This is a genomic window from Rhizobium sp. YTUHZ044 (genome assembly GCF_051123975.1).
Taxonomy (GTDB): domain Bacteria; phylum Pseudomonadota; class Alphaproteobacteria; order Rhizobiales; family Rhizobiaceae; genus Rhizobium.
Genome location: NZ_CP101428.1, coordinates 60,961 through 78,081 on the forward strand (window position 1 = coordinate 60,961; position 17,121 = coordinate 78,081).

The 17,121-nt window shown below is 62.9% G+C and carries 13 protein-coding genes; 5 read left to right on the forward strand and 8 right to left on the reverse strand.

Annotated features, from left to right (window positions below):
- From NL154_RS25665 to NL154_RS25675, 3 genes are all read right to left on the reverse strand, one after another.
- Complete coding sequence (locus NL154_RS25665) at positions 1–1,908, reverse strand: ABC transporter substrate-binding protein (protein WP_434734469.1); 1,908 nt, start codon at positions 1,906–1,908, stop codon at positions 1–3.
- Positions 1,908–3,797: an ABC transporter ATP-binding protein gene (locus NL154_RS25670; RefSeq protein ID WP_183608879.1), complete on the reverse strand. Its 1,890-nt coding sequence runs from the start codon at positions 3,795–3,797 to the stop codon at positions 1,908–1,910. Before NL154_RS25670 ends, NL154_RS25665 begins: the two co-directional genes overlap by 1 nt.
- 154 nt (positions 3,798–3,951) lie before the next feature.
- On the reverse strand, positions 3,952–5,295 hold the full coding sequence (locus NL154_RS25675) for an adenylate/guanylate cyclase domain-containing protein (protein ID WP_272784213.1): 1,344 nt from the start codon (positions 5,293–5,295) through the stop codon (positions 3,952–3,954).
- A 502-nt stretch (positions 5,296–5,797) separates the two neighbouring features.
- On the opposite strand from NL154_RS25675, the gene NL154_RS25680 reads away from it, so the two are divergent.
- A complete protein-coding gene (locus NL154_RS25680; protein WP_434734470.1) occupies positions 5,798–7,135 on the forward strand; it encodes a nucleotide sugar dehydrogenase in 1,338 nt (445 codons plus the stop codon).
- Here NL154_RS25680 and NL154_RS25685 read toward each other — a convergent pair.
- Complete coding sequence (locus tag NL154_RS25685; RefSeq protein WP_247241785.1) at positions 7,125–8,300, reverse strand: DUF3095 domain-containing protein; 1,176 nt, start codon at positions 8,298–8,300, stop codon at positions 7,125–7,127. The two genes, NL154_RS25680 and NL154_RS25685, sit on opposite strands and share 11 nt — an antisense overlap.
- Before the next feature lie 124 nt (positions 8,301–8,424).
- Between NL154_RS25685 and NL154_RS25690 the strand changes: the two genes are divergently transcribed.
- Complete coding sequence (locus tag NL154_RS25690; RefSeq protein WP_221153279.1) at positions 8,425–8,904, forward strand: class I SAM-dependent methyltransferase; 480 nt, start codon at positions 8,425–8,427, stop codon at positions 8,902–8,904.
- A 47-nt stretch (positions 8,905–8,951) separates the two neighbouring features.
- The gene (locus tag NL154_RS25695) at positions 8,952–9,452 is read left to right on the forward strand and encodes a GFA family protein (protein WP_221153280.1); all 501 of its coding nucleotides are present in this window, start codon (positions 8,952–8,954) and stop codon (positions 9,450–9,452) included.
- Positions 9,453–9,469: 17 nt separating this feature from the next.
- On the opposite strand, the gene NL154_RS25700 is transcribed toward NL154_RS25695, so the two are convergent.
- Complete coding sequence (locus NL154_RS25700) at positions 9,470–9,925, reverse strand: Rrf2 family transcriptional regulator (RefSeq protein WP_210632512.1); 456 nt, start codon at positions 9,923–9,925, stop codon at positions 9,470–9,472.
- Positions 9,926–10,055: 130 nt separating this feature from the next.
- On the opposite strand from NL154_RS25700, the gene NL154_RS25705 reads away from it, so the two are divergent.
- Positions 10,056–10,961, forward strand: a complete 906-nt coding sequence (locus NL154_RS25705; RefSeq protein WP_221123099.1) for an NAD(P)/FAD-dependent oxidoreductase — start codon at positions 10,056–10,058, stop codon at positions 10,959–10,961.
- Positions 10,962–11,090: 129 nt separating this feature from the next.
- Here the strand turns inward: NL154_RS25705 and NL154_RS25710 are convergent, their stop codons facing one another.
- The 3 genes from NL154_RS25710 to NL154_RS25720 all read right to left on the reverse strand — a co-directional run bounded on the left by NL154_RS25710 (position 11,091) and on the right by NL154_RS25720 (position 15,764).
- Positions 11,091–13,001, reverse strand: coding sequence for an adenylate/guanylate cyclase domain-containing protein (locus NL154_RS25710; RefSeq protein ID WP_221123100.1), 1,911 nt, complete (start codon positions 12,999–13,001; stop codon positions 11,091–11,093).
- 169 nt (positions 13,002–13,170) lie between these two features.
- The gene (locus NL154_RS25715) at positions 13,171–14,049 is read right to left on the reverse strand and encodes an FkbM family methyltransferase (RefSeq protein ID WP_210632515.1); all 879 of its coding nucleotides are present in this window, start codon (positions 14,047–14,049) and stop codon (positions 13,171–13,173) included.
- Positions 14,049–15,764 carry an adenylate/guanylate cyclase domain-containing protein gene (locus NL154_RS25720; protein WP_210632516.1) on the reverse strand — a complete coding sequence of 572 codons (1,716 nt, stop codon included), beginning with the start codon at positions 15,762–15,764 and terminating at the stop codon, positions 14,049–14,051. Before NL154_RS25720 ends, NL154_RS25715 begins: the two co-directional genes overlap by 1 nt.
- 271 nt (positions 15,765–16,035) lie before the next feature.
- On the opposite strand from NL154_RS25720, the gene NL154_RS25725 reads away from it, so the two are divergent.
- Positions 16,036–17,118: a glycosyltransferase family 4 protein gene (locus NL154_RS25725; RefSeq protein ID WP_434734471.1), complete on the forward strand. Its 1,083-nt coding sequence runs from the start codon at positions 16,036–16,038 to the stop codon at positions 17,116–17,118.
- The last annotated feature ends 3 nt before the right edge of the window (positions 17,119–17,121 follow it).

A 17,121-nucleotide genomic window follows, 5' to 3' on the forward strand; every position in this document is an offset into this window, starting at 1 on the left:
TCAGGCCTCCTTGTACCAGAAAACATCCGGCATGTAGACGCCGAGATAGGAGGTGGGATCGAAGCCGTAGAGCGCTTTCTCCGGCAGGTTCTGCAGCTTGGCGGCGCGCAGGATCGGCTGCAGCGTGCTGTTGATGAGGCCGATTGAGAAGACCTGCTGCGTATAGAGCGACAGCATTCTGTGCCAGATCGCCTGGCGCTCCTCGAATTTTGCCGTCGAGCCCCATTGGCCGAGCAGGTCCACCAGCTCTGCCGCCTCCGGCAGGTCGGGAGCGACACCTTCCTGGCCGGCGGAGAGATAATGCATGCCCCAGAGCGGCCATTGCAGCTGATCATCGAGCGTCGGCGCAAGACCGGACGGCGACATGTCGGCCGTCGGCACGCCATTGTCGAGGCCGTACCAGATCGACATCATGATCGTGCCGCTCATGGCGCGGTTGCGGAAGACGTCCCGCTGCGAGGTGCGGGTATAAAGCGCAAGGCCGATATCGGCCCAGTGATCATGCACCAGTTCCAGCACGTCGGTGTCGAGATTGCTTTCGCCGGCGGTCTCGACGGTGATCTCGGCGCGTCGCCCGTCCGGCAGCAGCCGGATGCCGTCGTCGCCGCGGCGGGTCAGGCCGAGCTCGTCGAGCAGGCGGTTGGCCTCGTCGGGATCGAACTTGACGAAGGCGTCGGCATATTCCTGCTTGAAGAGCGGACTGTCGGGCAGCACGGTATCGGCGCTCGGCGTGCCCAATCCATAGAAGGCGACCATATTGATCTCGTGCCGGTTGATCGCCAGCGACAGCGCCCGGCGCAGGCGCACGTCGCGGAAAAGGCCGCGCCACACCTCGTCGGCGCAGTTGAGATTCGGCAAGAGCGTGATGCGCGAGCCGCGCGCGACCTTCCAGAGATTGACCTTCACCGGAAAGCGCTTCTCCGCCTCCTTCAGGAAGGTGTAGTCGTTGAAGTCGATGCCGGTTGCCTGCAGGTCGGCCTCGCCCGCGCCGGCCTTGGCGGCGATGATCGACGAGGAAGAGACGTTGAGGATAAAACGATCGAGATAGGGAAGCTGCCTGCCGTTTTCGTCGACGCGATGGAAGAACGGGTTGCGCTCGAAGACGAACTGCTCGGCCGGCAGCGCCGTCGTGTTGCGCCAGGGATCGAGCGTCGGCAGGTTGGGATTTTCCGGACGATAGGAGCGCGCCATCTTGATGTGCAGGTCCTGCCATTTCTTGACGCGGAAGGTCTGCATCATCTGTTCCATCTTCGCCTGGTCCGGCTGGAACTTCTTGTGGAACTGCTTCAGGTAATGCGCCGGCCCGAAGATGACGAGCGGCTGCGGGCCGGCCAAGCTCGGCAGGAACATCGGGTTGGGTTTATCCCAAGTATAGCGAACGGTCAGCGGATCGAGCATCTCGAAGCGCGGCAGGCTGCCGTGTGGGCGAAGCTCGAGTGCGCCGCCGCCCGGCGTCAGCTTGTCGTTCAGGATGACGTCTTCCCACCAGTAGCGGAAATCGTCGGCCGTGAACGGCTCACCGTCGGACCATTTGTGGCCCTCGCGCAGCGTGAAGGTGAAGACCGTGTCGTCCTCGGACTGGAACCCGGCCAGGATGTCCGGCTGGAACTGCAGATGCTTGTCGTAGCCGACCAGGCGGGCATAGCCGTAGATCGTCATGAAACGGATGTCGCGCTGGCTGCCGATGATGGTGCGCACCGTGCCGCCATAGCTGCCGGGTTCGAGCCCCATCTCCTTCAGATTGACGATGCGCGGGCGCAGCGGAATGCGCTCGGCCATCGGCGGCAGGCTGCCTGAGGTCAGCCGCTCCTTCAGGAATTCGGGCTCGGCGGCCGGTTCGGCCCGAAGCACCGCCGGCGCGATCGCCGCGCCGACGAGGCCGCCGAGGAAAGTGCGACGCGTCACCATCAGCGCAACTCCTTGGCATCGGCGCCCTTGCGGGCGCGCACCAGATGGCCGTCGCCGAGGTCGGCATAGGCAAGCTCGGAAGCGTCGTCATGTTCGGCGGTGAAAGTCTTGCCCCAGTTCTGCTTGTCGGCGGCGCCGTTTTCCCTGAGCGCCTTGAAATCCAGCGGCCGGTCGAGATCGGGGAAGGGGACGGCGGCGAGCAGCGATTTCGTATAGGGATGCACCGGATCACGCAGGATGATCTCGCGCGGCGCGATCTCGACGATGCGGCCCTTGCACATGACCGCGATGCGGTCGGCCATGTAATCGACGACGGCGAGATTGTGCGAGATGAAGAGGTAGGTCAGCCCCAGCTCCTTCTGCAGGTCCTTCAACAGGTTGAGGATCTGCGCCTGGACGGAGACGTCGAGAGCCGAGACCGGCTCGTCGAGGATGACGAGCTTCGGACCGAGCGCGAGGGCGCGCGCAATACCGATGCGCTGGCGCTGGCCGCCCGAAAAACTGTGCGGATAACGGCTGAGATAACGCTTGTCGAGGCCGATTGCCGCCATCAGCCCTTCGACCTTGCGCTTGCGCTCGTCGCTGTCGCCGCGGTCATGGATCTCTAGAGGTTCACTCAGGATGTTGCGGACCGTCATGCGCGGCGAGAGCGAGGAGACCGGGTCCTGGAACACCATCTGGATCTTCGTCCGCATGTCCTGCAGTTCGGAGCCTTTGACGGAGAGAACGTCGACGACCTCCTTGCCGTCGTTGAACACCACCGCGCCGCTGTCCGGCGTGATGGCGCGCATCAGGATCTTGCTGAGCGTGGTCTTGCCGCAGCCGGACTCCCCGACCAGGCCGAGACATTCGCCGCGCCGGATGTCGAAGCTGACGTCGTCGACGGCGCGCAAGACGGCGGCTTCATGCTTGCCGAGGAAACTGCGCTTGCGCGTCTTGTAGGTCTTCGAGAGATTGGCGACCGAAAGCAGGATGCCCGGCGCTTCCGCCTGGAGGGGTTTCTTCTTGCCGACGAGGGTCTCGAGATTGACCGGCACGTCACGCAGCGCCTTCAGCCGCTCGCCGGGTTTCATGTCGAAATGCGGAACGGCGGCCATCAGGGCCTTGAGATAGGGATGCTGCGGATTGCGGAAGATATCCTCGACCGGCCCAGCTTCCATGATCTCGCCATGATAGATGACGACCACCTCGTCGGCCATGTTGGCGACGATGCCGAGATCGTGGGTGATGAGCAGCATCGCCATGCCGAGCTTGGCCTGCAGATCGCGCAGCAATTCCAGGATCTGTGCCTGGATCGTCACATCGAGCGCCGTCGTCGGCTCGTCGGCGATCAACAGCGCCGGCTTGCAGATCAGCGCCATGGCGATCATCGCGCGCTGGCGCATGCCGCCGGACAGTTCGAACGGATACATGTCGTAAGTGCGGTGTGGATTGGTAAAGCCGACGAGGCCGAGCATCTCCTCGGTCTTTTCGCGGGCTTCCTGCTTGTCGGCTTCGGTATGGATCCGCAAGGCTTCGCTGATCTGGTTGCCGACCGTATGCAGCGGCGACAGCGAGGTCATCGGCTCCTGGAAGATCGTCGCCATGCGCTTGCCGCGCAGATCGCGCATTTCCTCGCTGTCGCGCGGAAAGGACAGGATATCGGTCGTGCTGCCGTCGAGCGGATCGGTGAAAAGGATGCTGCCCGAGGCCTTGGCCGGATTGGGCAGAATGCCCATGATCGACTGGCTGATCACCGATTTTCCCGAGCCGGATTCACCGACGAGAGCGGTGACCTTGCCCGGAAGAATGCGAAGATTGGCTTCCTTTACGACGCGTAGCCGGTCACCGAAAACCGAAAAGGAGACGTCGAGATTTTCAATACGCAACAGATCCGCTGCAGACGCCATACCAATGAAATTCCCCAGTCTTCTATGTTCCCGTTAAGGCACACTATCGTACCGCAAACGGGGTGTCCAGTTGATGACAATCATAGAAAAACCCCCACGTCCCGCCGAAGTTCCCCGGGTGAGACGCGCAGATTATGACAGCGGTTGTAAGCTCTTACTGGATGAATTTCTCCATGCTGGTGCGCTTGACCTGATTCTTGGCGTCGCGATGCAGGAGAATGACCTGCTCGGCTTCGGAAAGTCCGTTCTGCACGGCCTCGCGGAAGCTCTCGTCGACGTTGATCGCCGGCGCGGGCGCGCGCGGCTGCAGCACGGTCACCTTCTGGCGGATGCCACGCAGCTTCTCTTCGCCGAGCGTCGTCCATTCGCCGCCGCAATAGCCGGCGAAGGCCTGGCTGGCGACGACCTCGCGGCCGTATTTCTTGGTCAGGATCTGCAAACGCTGAACCTCGTTGACCGCCGAGCCGAAGGCGGAGAAAGTCAGGCGGTCCTTGAGGCCGACATTGCCGAACATGACGTTGCCGACATGCAGGCCGATGCCGTAGCCGATCCTGGTCAGGCCCTTCTGCTCGCGGTCCCTGTTGAGTTCGGCCACCCGCGCCTGCGCCTGATGGACGGCCGAAAGAGCCGCCTCGCAGGCAATTTTCGATGGGTCCTTGTGACGTCCGCAAGGATAGACGGCGAGGAAGCCGTCGCCGAGGAAACTCAGGATCTCGCCGCCGTTACGGTTGAAAGGGGCGGCGATCGCGTCGAAGAACTGGTTCAGCGTGTCGATATAGGCCTGCCGGCCTTCCTTTTCGGCATACATGGTGGATTCACGCATGTCGCCCATGACGAGTGCTGCGCGGATCGTCTCACCGTCGCCGCGGCGGATCTGGCCGTTCAACACCCGCTTGCCGGCATCGCCGCCGAGATAGGTGGTCAGCATGTTGTTGGCGAGCTTGCCGAGCACCGCCATCTTGGCGGCAACCGCCAGATGGTTCTGCATCCTGAGCAGCGCATCGATCATGTCGTCGGAAAAGCCGGTGTTATGGTCGGTCGACCAGGAGCCCATCATGCCCTGCACCGAGCCGTCGCCGAAGGGCTGCACGAAGGCCAGGTAATCGGTGATGCTGTCTTTGCGCAGGTCCTCGAAAATCGGAAATTCGTTCGGCCCTTCCTGCATCAGCCGGCGGCGGATGTGCTGCAGATTGTTGTCGAGCAGGTAATAATAGGGGCTCTGCAGGAAGCGATCCGGCTTCTGCCCGGCCGGCATGCGGAAGCCCTCGATGGTGACGCCGCTGGCGCGCCGCCAGGTGAAGCTCAGCGCATCGTAGAGCGGATGCAGCATCGAGAAGGAAAGATGCACGCGGGCCAGCGGCAGGCCGGCGGCGGTGAGCCTTTCGCAGAAACCGCGCACGATGTTTTCAAGCTCGTCTCCGGCCAGCGAAGAGTTCGTCAGCCATTCAGCGACCCGGTCCAACAGGATGGAGGACACGCTGGATTCGATCGTGCTCATTCTCGGTATGATCCTCATAAAGCACGCCATCCCCAAGAGAAAAAGTCCCTCGGCCGGCACATCGTCATGCGCAGGTCGAAAGGAAATCAGGATGTACGAGCGGTATTATTTGTCAACGATTTGCCGAGAGCCCGGCAGCGGCGCCCCTCATCTCCCCGGCTGGGGGATCGGACGGGAAGTCCTTTCGCGGTTCATTATCAAAAGTCAAAATAGGGATGCTGCAAATGCGAAACAATGGGATGTGGAATTTTTTGTGCGCTCAAGTTGCAGCGAAGGGCACGGCCTGAGTCATTTCCGCCACACCCCGGGTAAGGGGTTTTATCCGGCCAGGAGATCGGCGAGATCAGCCCCTTATCCGCCTGCCGCTAGCCCCTCCCACTTGTGGGGAGGGTCTTCGCCGCCAACGGGCGATATTGCCACCAGGGAGAAGAGGGCCTCGGGTTTAATTCCACGCGATCATGCATTAGATCAGCTTCCCCTGTTCCGTTTGAAAGATCCCGCCTTGGCCACCTCCACCTTCGACACGCTTTTGCAGAAGATCGAAACCCGCGCGGCGCGTGCCGGCGTCATCGGGCTTGGCTATGTCGGCCTGCCGCTGGCGATTGCGGTGGCGCGCAGCGGTTTTGCGGTTACCGGCTTCGATATCGATCCCGGGAAGATGGTGGCGCTCGATGCCCGCCGCTCCTATATCGATGCCGTCAGCGATGCGGCGCTGGCCGCCGAGATCGATGCGGGTCGCTTCCATTCGACGACCGATTTCGCCGGTCTTGCCGCCTGCGACGTCATCATCATCTGCGTGCCGACGCCGCTCACCAAACATCGCGATCCCGATCTTTCCTTCGTCGAGGCGACGTCGCGCTCGATCGCCGCGCATTTGCGCCCCGGTCAACTCGTCGTGCTGGAATCGACCACCTATCCCGGCACGACCGATGATATCGTCAAGGTCATCCTCGAAGGCACCGGGTTGAAATCCGGCGCGGATTTCTTCGTCGGCTTCTCGCCGGAGCGCGAGGATCCCGGCAACCAGCATTATCACACAGCCACCATTCCCAAGGTCGTCGCCGGCGACGGCGCCGAGGCGCTGGCGCTGATGAAAAGTTTTTACGGTGCCGCAGTGTCGACCGTCGTGCCGGTCTCCTCGAATGCGACGGCCGAGGCGGTGAAGCTCACCGAAAACATCTTCCGGTCGGTCAATATCGCCTTGGTCAACGAGCTGAAGACCGTCTATGCGGCTATGGGCATCGACGTCTGGGAAGTCATAGATGCGGCCAAGACCAAGCCCTTCGGCTACATGCCCTTCTATCCCGGCCCGGGGCTCGGCGGCCACTGCATCCCGATCGATCCTTTCTACCTCACCTGGAAATCGCGCGAATATGAGCTGCCGACCCGCTTCATCGAGCTGGCCGGCGAGATCAATTCGGCGATGCCGCGTTATGTCGTCGGCAAGCTTGCCGAGGCGCTCGACATCCGCGCCGGCAAGGCGCTGAGCCGCAGCCGCGTGCTGGTGCTCGGGCTCGCTTACAAAAAGAACGTCGCCGATATAAGAGAGAGCCCGTCGCTGCGGCTGATCGAGCTCATCGAGGAGCGTGGTGGACGGGCCGATTACCACGACCCCTTCGTCGCCGAGATCCCGCCGACGCGCGAATACCAAGCGCTGAAGGGTCGCAAGTCGGTGGCGCTGACGCCGGAGGCCGTTGCCGGCTATGATGTCGTGCTGGTCGCGACCGATCATGACGGGGTGGATTATGCGGCGCTCGCCGAAAGTGCGGCGTTGATCATCGACACGCGCAACGTCTTCGGCCGGCTCGGCCTTTCCGCCGATCACGTCGTCAAGGCGTAACGGAAACGGCCGAAAGCGACTTGCCGGTCATCCGGCTGGCGGCCACCGCATAACCGCCGGCGGCGCCATCGATGAAATGCATGTGGTCGCGCGAGATCGGCGTCGGCACAAAGCAGGTCATCAGCGCCGAGGACTGGCGATGCAGGCCGTAGCGGGCGATGCCTCTCGCCCGCGCGTCTTCCAGCAGCGTCTCGATCCGTTTCAAGCGCGCGGCGTCGACATCGACTGTCATCTTCAGCCCGTCGTCGAACTTGCGGAAATCGGAATTGCCGGCGACGTCGCCCTTGTAGCGGCGGGCATCGAAGCGGCCGAGCGGAATGCCGAGTTTGTAGCAGAGAACGGTGATCGCGAGCTGCAGGAAGATGATCAGCTTCTGCCGCAGACGTTTGCCGGCCGGCGCGGTGGCCTTGGCCTCGCGATTGATACCTTTCAGCGAGAAGGCGAATTTCGGGCCGTCGGCCGGCACCGGATGGCTGCCGCGGCTCTGCTCGGCGGTGATGGCGACGATGCCGTTGACGAGATCGCGGAACTCTTCGCCCGGCCGGCCTTCGCCGGGCACGGCGATGATCGAGACGATCTCGCCATTCTCGGCCTCGATCGGGCTCCATCGGCAGGAAAGGCCGGTGAGATCCGGCCGCGTTCCGGGGGCGGCGCGGCCGACGCCATAGTGGCCAAGCTTCATCTGTCGTTCCGCCCAGCTCGTGCCGCCGCCCCAGAACATTGCGTAAGTGACATGCGGGCTTGCGGAATAGCGGGCGACACGGACGTCGAGGCCCTCTGCGCGGGTATCGGCGACCGGTACGATGGCGATGCGCAACATCAGGCCGAGATCCTCCTCGACCCAGACCTGCACGGCGGCCAGCGCATCCCGCGCCGCCTTCTCCAGCGAACCCGGAAGCGCAATCAGGGCGCCGTCACCACCGAAGACGAAGGGATAGTCGCCCTTGCCGACCGCATTCAGCACCGCCGAAATGACGCTGGCGCCGGCCATGTTGACGTCCTTGTAGCGGCCGCCGGCGATCGCCTGCGTCGAACCGACGATATCGGCAAGCGCCAGCACCCATCCCTCCGGCAGCGGCCGGTAATTGCCGGCATCGGTCACGCCCTCGAAGGCGCTGAAGCGCGGCACGTTCGCAAAGAATTCTTCGTCATTCACGATTGTCATGGCATCGACCTTAGCACAGACCCATATCGCTGCTGCAACGCCAATTCCCATTTACGGCAATCGACTTGGCAAGGTTTCATGTGTTAGCACGCGCTCACGATTTTCATCACGGATACGGATTTCGATGAGCCGCCTCGACAGCTTCATTCGCCGCTTGACGGCCCAGCGCGACATTCTGAACGCAATCACCGATCTGGTCGAGGACATCGAAGGCCCGGTGCTGGAGTTCGGCCTCGGCAACGGCCGCACCTATGACCACCTGCGCGAAAAATTCCCCGACCGCCGCATCATCGCCTTCGACTGGGAGGTCCGTTCCTATTCGGCCTCGACCCCGGAGCCGCAAGATATGGTGACCGGCAACATCCGCGATTCCGGTCAGGCCTTCCTCGGGATCGGCGCGGCCCTTGCCCACGCCGATATCGGCACCGGCCATGACGAGATCGACGCGGTGACGCTGACCTGGCTGCCGCAGCTGATGGCCGGCGTGCTCGCCCCGAACGGCATTGCGGTCAGCGGCTTGCCGCTGGAGCATTCGGAGCTTGCGGCGATGCCGCTGCCGGAGGGAATCAAGGAAGGGCGTTACTTTCTGTATCGGCGGGTGTGAGGGGGAGAGTAGGCCCCGGCCCCACCCGCCTGTTGAAGGAGGAGAAAATGAAACGCATCGAGATGGAAGTGAGCGGCGGCTGCCAGTGCGGTGCCGTGCGCTACCACGCCACCGCCATGTTCGACAATTCGCATCTCTGTCATTGCCGCATGTGCCAGAAGGCCTCGGGCAACATCTTTGCCGCGCTGGTCGCCGCTCCCGATGATGCGCTCAGCTGGACACGCGGCAAGCCGAGCGTCTGGAAGAGTTCGGAGCTTGTCGAGCGCGGCTTCTGCGCCAATTGCGGCACCCCATTGTTCTTCCACCACCTGGAAAACGGTCGCACCAACCTGATGATCGGTTCGCTCGACAATCCGCACCCTTTCTCGCCGCATGCCAATACCTGCACCGAGAACATGGTGACATGGTTCGACACGATCACCGACATAGAAAATACCGGTGCAACCGAAAATAACGGCGCCGACTGGGCGGCGGCGATCAAGGAGAGCAGCAATCAGCACCCCGATCGCGATACAACCTCCTGGACGGTGAGGGGGCGTGACGGCTGAATTCTAGGAGCTTCCGCTCACGAGGCACAGGAATAAGCCGCTGCCGAGCGCGCCGTCAGTTTTGCCTCGAATTCAGCCGCGATTTCCTCCAGCGTCACGCTGCCCAGCCGCCTCAAAAGCAGCGCCTCCGCCTCCTTCATCGCATCGGCCAGCGCGTTATTCACCGCCTGCTCGACCAGACATTTGGGCTGATCGTCGGCGGGGCCGATGGCAAAGACGTGCGGTTCGCCAAGCGCGTTATAGACGTCGAGCAGGGTGATCTCGGACAAGGGTCGCACCAGCGTCCAGCCGCCGCCATGGCCCTTTTCCGAACGCACATAGCCCTGCTGGCGAAGCCCGGCCATCGTGCGGCGAACGACGACGGGATTGGTGTTCAGCATCTTTGCAATCATTTCGGAGGTCGCCGCATGCTGATGCCGATCCATGTGGATCAGCACGTGCAGCATGCGGGAAAGGCGGCTGTCGTTGCGCATGGTTCTGTCCTGTCGAGCGAGCGCGCCATTATCGCAGCCAATTTGTAACAAGACAAGCGACATGAGTCTTGACCGCCTGGTTTCATGTAACTTATGATGATTCATGAACCAATATCGAAGGAGTCAGCGCATGTCCTACGAAGTCATCGTCATCGGCGGCAATTTTGCCGGCCTGTCGGCAGCCATGCAGCTCACCCGGGCGCGGCGGCGGGTTCTGCTCGTCGATGCCGGCGCGCCGCGAAACCGGTTTTCGCAAGCTTCGCACGGTTTTCTCGGCCAGGACGGCCAGGCGCCGGCGGCGATCATGGGTGAGGGGAAGAGGCAGCTTTCGCTTTATCCGAACATAACATTTCGCGACGGCAAGGTTACCCGCGCCCGGAAGGAGGGTGAGGAATTCGTCATCACCATCGAAGGCGGCGGTGAAGAACGCGCTGCCCGCCTCATTCTCGCGACCGGCGTCAGCGATACGCTGCCCGACATCCCCGGCCTTGGGGAGCGCTGGGGCCGCTCCGTGCTGCACTGCCCCTATTGCCACGGCTACGAGGTGAGCGGCGGCGAACTCGGCGTCCTTGCAAACCACCCGCATTCGGCCCATTCCGCCATGATGATCCCGGACTGGGGCGCGACCACCTTCTTCACCCAGGCACTGTTCGAGCCCGATGAAGAGCAGCTGGCGCGGCTGACGAACCGCGGTGTACGCATCGAACGCAGCCCGATCGTGGAATTGCTCGGCGACAGTCCGAAACTCCAGGCGGTACGTCTCGCCGATGACCGCATCGTGCCGCTCGACGCCGTCTTCGTCGCGCCGAAGACCGCGATGGCGAGCCCGATCGCCGAACAGCTGGGCTGCGCCTTCGACGACGGCGCTTTCGGGCCGGTGATCCGCACCGGCGAAAACAAGGAGACCAGCGTCAAGGGCGTCTTCGCCGCCGGCGATGCGGCGAGCTCCATGCACAGCGGCACGCTCGCCTCCGCCTCGGGTGTTCTCGCCGGCGTGCATTGCCATCAGTCGCTGGTGATGCCGCCTGCCAGCTAGTGTTGGCGGCGGTGCCCGCGGCAAGGGCGTTGAGGATCTGTCGTCGTTCCAACAAAGCGCGAGCGTGTCAGCAGAAAAATGGACCGCCCGCCTTGCGCCTCCGCGGGTAACGCCAGCCAAAGCTGCCCGTCAGCCACGCTCCCCAACCAGTTCCCATAGATCAACCTTCTCAGCCCGCCCCTTCACCTGCACCAGCCCCAACGGCCGAAACTGGAAGCGGTCGCCGACGGCATTGTGGACTGCGGCGCTCACCAGGATCGAGGTGCCGTAATCCTTGTTCAATCCTTCCAGCCGTGAGGCGACGTTGATCGTATCGCCCATGGCCGTGTATTGCTGGCGCGAGATTGCTCCGAAACTGCCGACGACGGCGGGACCTGTGTGGAGCCCGAACCGCGTGAAGAGTTCGGGGCGGCCATGAACTCTGTTTTCCCGATTGAGGTCGTCGATCGCGGCTTTCATCGAAAGCGCGCAGCGACAGCCGTGTTCGACATGCCCGCCATCTTGAACAGGGGCATTCCACATGACGAAAATGGAGTCGCCGAGATATTGCACGACCGTGCCCTCATGACGCTCGGCGATGGTGTTCAGCAGCTCGAAATAGGCCGACAGCGTATCGACCACGTCCTCGGGTGAATTCTGCTCCGATATGGTCGTGAAGTCCCTGATATCGGTGAAAAGCACGGTCACGTCCTGCCGCTTCGCCTTGACCACCGTTCGCCCGTCAGGGCTGACGATACGGCGAACCACTTCGCGCGGTACATAGAGGGCAAACTGGCCGATGGCGTGACGGCTTGCCGAGAGCGCGCTCGCCAATGTGTTGATTTCGGTTATCCAGGAGTGCGACGAGGCTTTCTCACCGACATCGAGATCACCGATCCTGCGCGCCTCGTCGGCGAGTCGGTAGAGAGAGCGGCTGACCATCCGCGAGAGAATGACCGATGCCGCGACACCCGCGAGCACTAAGGCGCCGGCAATCAGCAGATTGCGCACGAGCAGCCGGTGGGCATCGGCCACGAGGTCTTCCAACGGCACGACGATCGCAGCGCTGCTTCCCTGGAACAGACCGGATATGCTGACGGGAGCGATCTGCACGAGATAGCCTTCACCATCAAGATCGAACCGCGCCAATCCGCCGCCTGCGAAGGCGGGATCTCGCCGCAGCCTCGCAACCGTTTCCAGACTGGTATCGAAAGCGTTCGCCGTCATGGCGAAAGAGCCTGAGGTCCTCGACCAGATCGAGATGATCCTGCTCATGATGTCAGGGTCGGAGTGAGCAATGAGATTGTCGCTCCCGTCGATGACATAGGCTCGGGCATGCGGCGAAATTCCCTGCGCATCCAACAGGCGACCGATGGTCTGCAGGTGAACGTTGATGCCGACGACCACCCGCCCATCGTCCCTCGTCGGTGCCGCGATCGTCAGGGTCGGAACCTGGAGCGTTCCGGTCACATAGGGTCCGACCGAGACCGGAACTCCATCCTGGACCACCGCTTGATACCAGGGGCGTTGCCGCGGATCGAAAGATGCATTTTCGATCTTCCGCTCGCCGATGGGTCTCGCCTTGCTGTCGAGAAAGCGAAGCGTCGATATGACGCTCGCGCTTTGTCGCTCGGCGATCGTTCTGATCGCGAAAGCCGCATTGTCAGGCGCCGAGAGGGTCTGGCGGACATCCCTCCTTGCAGCTTTGATGACCTGCAGGTACGAGCCGTCGGGATAACCGGTATAGATGCTCGTTGCCTCGGGGACGTTTCGCAGAACTTCGAGAAAGAGTTCCTGTTTTGCCTCGATATCCTGAGGCGGCGGCGAAGCGAGCTGCGGCAGGGTCGCTGCCAGCGCGACCGCCTCGTAGCCTCCTTCCAGCGTGTTGCGGTATCCCTCGATCAGCCGCAGGCTCATCTCGCGCATCTGCTGCGCGCCGGCACTCACGGCAGCATTGCTTCCCTGCCTGAACGCCATCCAGATAATCGGCATCGACGTGCAAAGCAGCGATGCAACGATCAGGACCCCGAGATGTACTCTGAGCGGTTTGGACCAGCGCACGAGACTTCCCTCGAATGCGGAAACGTCTCAGCACACCTATCGCCCACGGGTCGTCTAACTGTGCATGAAGAGCGTCCCCAACGACGGTAGCTAACTGCTTTTTTCGGGCTTGCACAAGCCGGTCCCGCGCGCCCGGCTCCGGGCGTCAGTATGTTTTTGAGAAGTAAGCCTAAGGCAAAAACAGCACGTTGTACTGATCGAACTCTTCAGGCAGGTCCCGCACCTTCATCTCTTCCTCGCGGTCCTCGAAGAGCACGAGACAATCCTCGTAGAACCCTGACAGCATCGCTATGAAGGCCTTCGTTCCCTCGCGCCCGTAGAACAGCGGCGTGAATTCCATATGAAGCGGCACGCGGCGGGAAAGCAGCGGCTGCATCGAGCGGCAGGCGACCGGCTCGTAGCCTTCGATATCCATCCACACAAGGCCGATTGCGGCCGGATCGATCGAGAGGCCGGCGAGGATTTCGGAGACCGGCTTCACCGGCACGCTGATCTTCCGGTCGATCGGGCTCTGGCGGATGGCGCTGCTCTTGCCGTGATTGTTGAGGTTGAGAAAAAAGTCGATCTCGCCTGCGTGCTCGCCGGCGGCGCAGTTGACGAGCCGAACCTTCTCCTCCAGCCGGTTCTGGCGAATGTTGAGTTCAAGCAGCGGGAAATTGCGCGGATCGGGCTCGACACTGACGATGTTGGCGTAGGTGCCGCTCAAGGCGAAATAGACGGTCTGGGTGCCGATATTGCCGCCGATCTCGAGCAGCGTCGCATCCTTTCTGAGCAGGCCGCGCTCGCGCAGGATGACGATCAGCCGGTCGACGGCGTCGCGCTCGAAATGGCCCTTGCGGAAGACCTTGCGGCCGATATAGTCGGCGGGCGAGAAGGTCATCAGATGATCACCGGCATCGACCGTCATCGAGACGACGCGCGGGCCGATATTCTCGATCAGCAAGCGACGGCCGAGGCGAGTGTCGAAGAACCGCGAGGCGGTTCTATTGCGCGCCTTGCGCAGCCGGCGGCTCCAATATTTGGCGGTGAGCCAGGGCTTGCCGGGCATCAGACATTTCCTTCGAGCGGTTCTGCCGCTTTCTCTCTCGGAATGACATAAACTTTCAAGGGCAGGGCGCGGCCGCGCACGCTGATTTCACGGCTTTCGACGTCGGCAAGGTCGGCGCCGGCAAGCCGCGCCACCGGCTCGGAGAAGACGATCGCCGCGTCGAATTCCTTGGCCGCGCTTTCCAGCCGGCTCGCGACATTCACCGTATCGCCGATCGCCGTCATGCTGCGCACCCGGCCATAGCCCATCGTGCCGACGACGGCCGGCCCGGCGTGGATGCCGATGGCGATCCGCAGCGGCAGCGTCAGCTCTTCGGCCAGTTCGGCGGCGAGTTTCTCGATCCCCGCGACGATCGCCGCGGCGGCGTCGAGCGCCTGGCGGCATGCTTCTTCCGGCGCGGCGTTGAGGCCGAAGAGCGCCATGGCACCGTCGCCGATGAACTTGTCGAGCCGGCCGCCGGCCTGTTCCACCGCCTTGCCGATGATGGCGAAATAGCGGTTCAGCAGGAAGACGACGTCGAAGGGCAGGCGCGTTTCCGTCAGCGTGGTGAAATGACGGATATCGACGAAGAGCACGACGATCTCACGCTCACGGCCGGGGCTCGTCTCCTGGCTGTTGGCAGGCAGAGCCGCCTCCTCCGCCGGAACCAGGAGAGGCGCGACCGCGATCTCGGCATTCGGTCGAAGCTGGCAGGCCAGCCGCACGTCAGGGCCGGCATTGATGCGTTTCAGTGTCGTCTGCTCCAGCTTGTCGGGCGGCGGCAGCTTCTGGTAATCGCCGAGGATCTGCACCCGGCAGGTTGAGCACTGGCCCTTGCCGCCGCACACCGAATAATGCGGCAGGCCGCCGAGGCGGCTCGCCTCCAGCACGGTGAAGCCCCGCGGCACGCGGATCACTTCGCCACCCGGATAATGCACCGCGACCTGATCGAGACGCTCCTTCAGCCTGCGCTGGGTGCGGGCGGCAACGACGATGATCAGCGAGGTCGAGAAGGCGCCATAGAGCCCGGCGCGAACCATGGCGATCTGACTGCGAATCTCAGGATCGGAGACATAGTGAGAGTTCACGGTCGTCGCGTAAGGCTCGATCGCGGTCAGTTGGTAGGCGGGGTCGGCGAGGGTGCGGCCCATTTCGACAAAACCGAGCAGCGACAGCACCGGCACAAGGATCGCCAGCGCCAGCAGCAGCGGTGCGAAATCGCCGTACCAAGGGCGGTAACGCAGCCAGTAATGGATGCCGATGCAGCCATGGATCCACACCGCGAGAAGGCCGAATGCCTGGCGCACCCCCGTCGCCGGCGTCCGCAGCCACAACATGCCGACGATCGTCTCGTAATTGTCGATATAGCCGTAGAGTTCATGCGCGATGCGGGTGCCGATGACGTGATCGATGAGAAGCAGCGGGATCAGCAAGCCGAGCACCATCTGAGCTGCTTCTCCCTTGGGCATGACCAGGCTGCGCCTGATGTAGATGGCGCGCAGCACCAGGGCCATATGGACGAAGACGGATCCATAGAACAGAACGGTGCCGACGGGATTGCGCCAGACAGCCAGGAAAAGATGGCGGGCCTTATCGGCTGCGGCGATCGAGACGAGTCCGAGCGCATGGTTCGACAAATGCAAGAGAACGAAGACAAAGATAACCAGCCCGGAACCGAGCCTTGCCCTTCTGATCGAGCGTTCCGAAAAAATCCCTGTGACCGAGGCCGTCGTCATTCATTCCCGTTCTTGTCGATGCAATCGCAGGCCCATAGAGATGGGGAAGGAGGCGGAATTGCTTCCATTGCGATCACATTGCATATGCTTATGCGCAAGTTTTCGGGAAGGCAGCAATAAGGGATTTTTTCGCCTCCGGGCACGATGCCGCGCACCATGGGAAGGTTCAAGGCGACCGCATGCTGCATGTGCCTGATCTGGTTATGAATTCGAATGATCTATGATGCCTGTGAATACCGATTGGAAACAGTGTGTCTATGTGAGGGATCGCATGCGGGTCGCCTTCTATGCGCCGATAAAATCACCGAACCACCCGGTGCCCTCGGGCGACCGGCTGATGGCGCGGCTGCTGATCCGGGCATTGCAGCTTGCCGGGCATCAGGTCGAGGTCGTCTCCGAATTCCGTACCCATGCTGCGACGCCCGAGGCGGCGGCAGCGCTCGAACCCGCGATCTCAGCCGAATTGGCGCGGCTGCGGGCGAAATGGCAAGAAGAGCCTCGGCCGGATCTCTGGTTCTGCTACCACCCCTACTACAAATCCCCCGATCCCTTCGGGCCGGCGATTTCGGCCGAATTCGCCATTCCCTATGTCACCGCCGAAGCTTCTTATGCGGCAAAACGCGATAAGACCGATTGGGCGGCCCGGCAGAAGCGCGTGGGCGAGGCGGTCATGCAGGCGGCGGTCAATATCGGCTTCACCGAGCGCGACCGGGCCGGGCTCCGCTCCGCCTTTCCGCAGGCGCGGCTTGCGGCTCTCAAGCCGTTCATCGATCCGGCGCTGTTCGAGGCGGTGCGCCCGGCGCCCGATCGCAGCCGGCTGATGACGGTCGCGATGATGCGGGCCGGCGACAAGATGGAAAGCTTCGCGATGCTCGCGAAAGCATTGCGGCTGATCGGAGACCGGCCATGGACGCTTTCGGTCATCGGCGATGGGCCGATGCGCCAGGAGGTGGAGGCGCTGTTCGCCGGCCTTTCCGGCCGCATCGAATGGCTGGGCGGGCAAGGTGAGGCTGAGATCGCCGGCCTGCTCGCGCGTGGCGGCATCTATGTCTGGCCCGGCTGCGGCGAGGCCTATGGCCTTGCCTATCTCGAAGCCCAGGCCGCCGGCCTGCCTGTCGTGGCGCAGCAGACGGCGGGCGTGCCCGCCGTGGTCGAGGCCGGCGTCACCGGCCTGCTGACGCCGGAGGGCGATGTCGCCGCCTATGCCGCGGCTGTCGCGGCCCTGCTCGGCGACGGGCGGAAACGCGACGCGATGGGGCAGGCAGCGCGGCGCTTCGTGCTCGGGGAGCGCTCGCTCGCGATGGCTGCCGGCGCCCTGGACGGGATTTTGCGCAAGGCGCAGGAACAGGAGTGAGAT

Bases quoted from the DNA above. Each gene is read 5' to 3' on its own strand.
- NL154_RS25665 (WP_434734469.1), bottom strand. From the start codon at position 1,908: ATGGTGACGCGTCGCACTTTCCTCGGCGGCCTCGTCGGCGCGGCGATC.
- NL154_RS25670 (WP_183608879.1), bottom strand. From the start codon at position 3,797: ATGGCGTCTGCAGCGGATCTGTTGCGTATTGAAAATCTCGACGTCTCC.
- NL154_RS25675 (WP_272784213.1), bottom strand. From the start codon at position 5,295: ATGAGCACGATCGAATCCAGCGTGTCCTCCATCCTGTTGGACCGGGTC.
- NL154_RS25685 (WP_247241785.1), bottom strand. From the start codon at position 8,300: ATGACAATCGTGAATGACGAAGAATTCTTTGCGAACGTGCCGCGCTTC.
- NL154_RS25690 (WP_221153279.1), top strand. From the start codon at position 8,425: ATGAGCCGCCTCGACAGCTTCATTCGCCGCTTGACGGCCCAGCGCGAC.
- NL154_RS25695 (WP_221153280.1), top strand. From the start codon at position 8,952: ATGAAACGCATCGAGATGGAAGTGAGCGGCGGCTGCCAGTGCGGTGCC.
- NL154_RS25700 (WP_210632512.1), bottom strand. From the start codon at position 9,925: ATGCGCAACGACAGCCGCCTTTCCCGCATGCTGCACGTGCTGATCCAC.
- NL154_RS25705 (WP_221123099.1), top strand. From the start codon at position 10,056: ATGTCCTACGAAGTCATCGTCATCGGCGGCAATTTTGCCGGCCTGTCG.
- NL154_RS25715 (WP_210632515.1), bottom strand. From the start codon at position 14,049: ATGCCCGGCAAGCCCTGGCTCACCGCCAAATATTGGAGCCGCCGGCTG.
- NL154_RS25720 (WP_210632516.1), bottom strand. From the start codon at position 15,764: ATGACGACGGCCTCGGTCACAGGGATTTTTTCGGAACGCTCGATCAGA.
- NL154_RS25725 (WP_434734471.1), top strand. From the start codon at position 16,036: ATGCGGGTCGCCTTCTATGCGCCGATAAAATCACCGAACCACCCGGTG.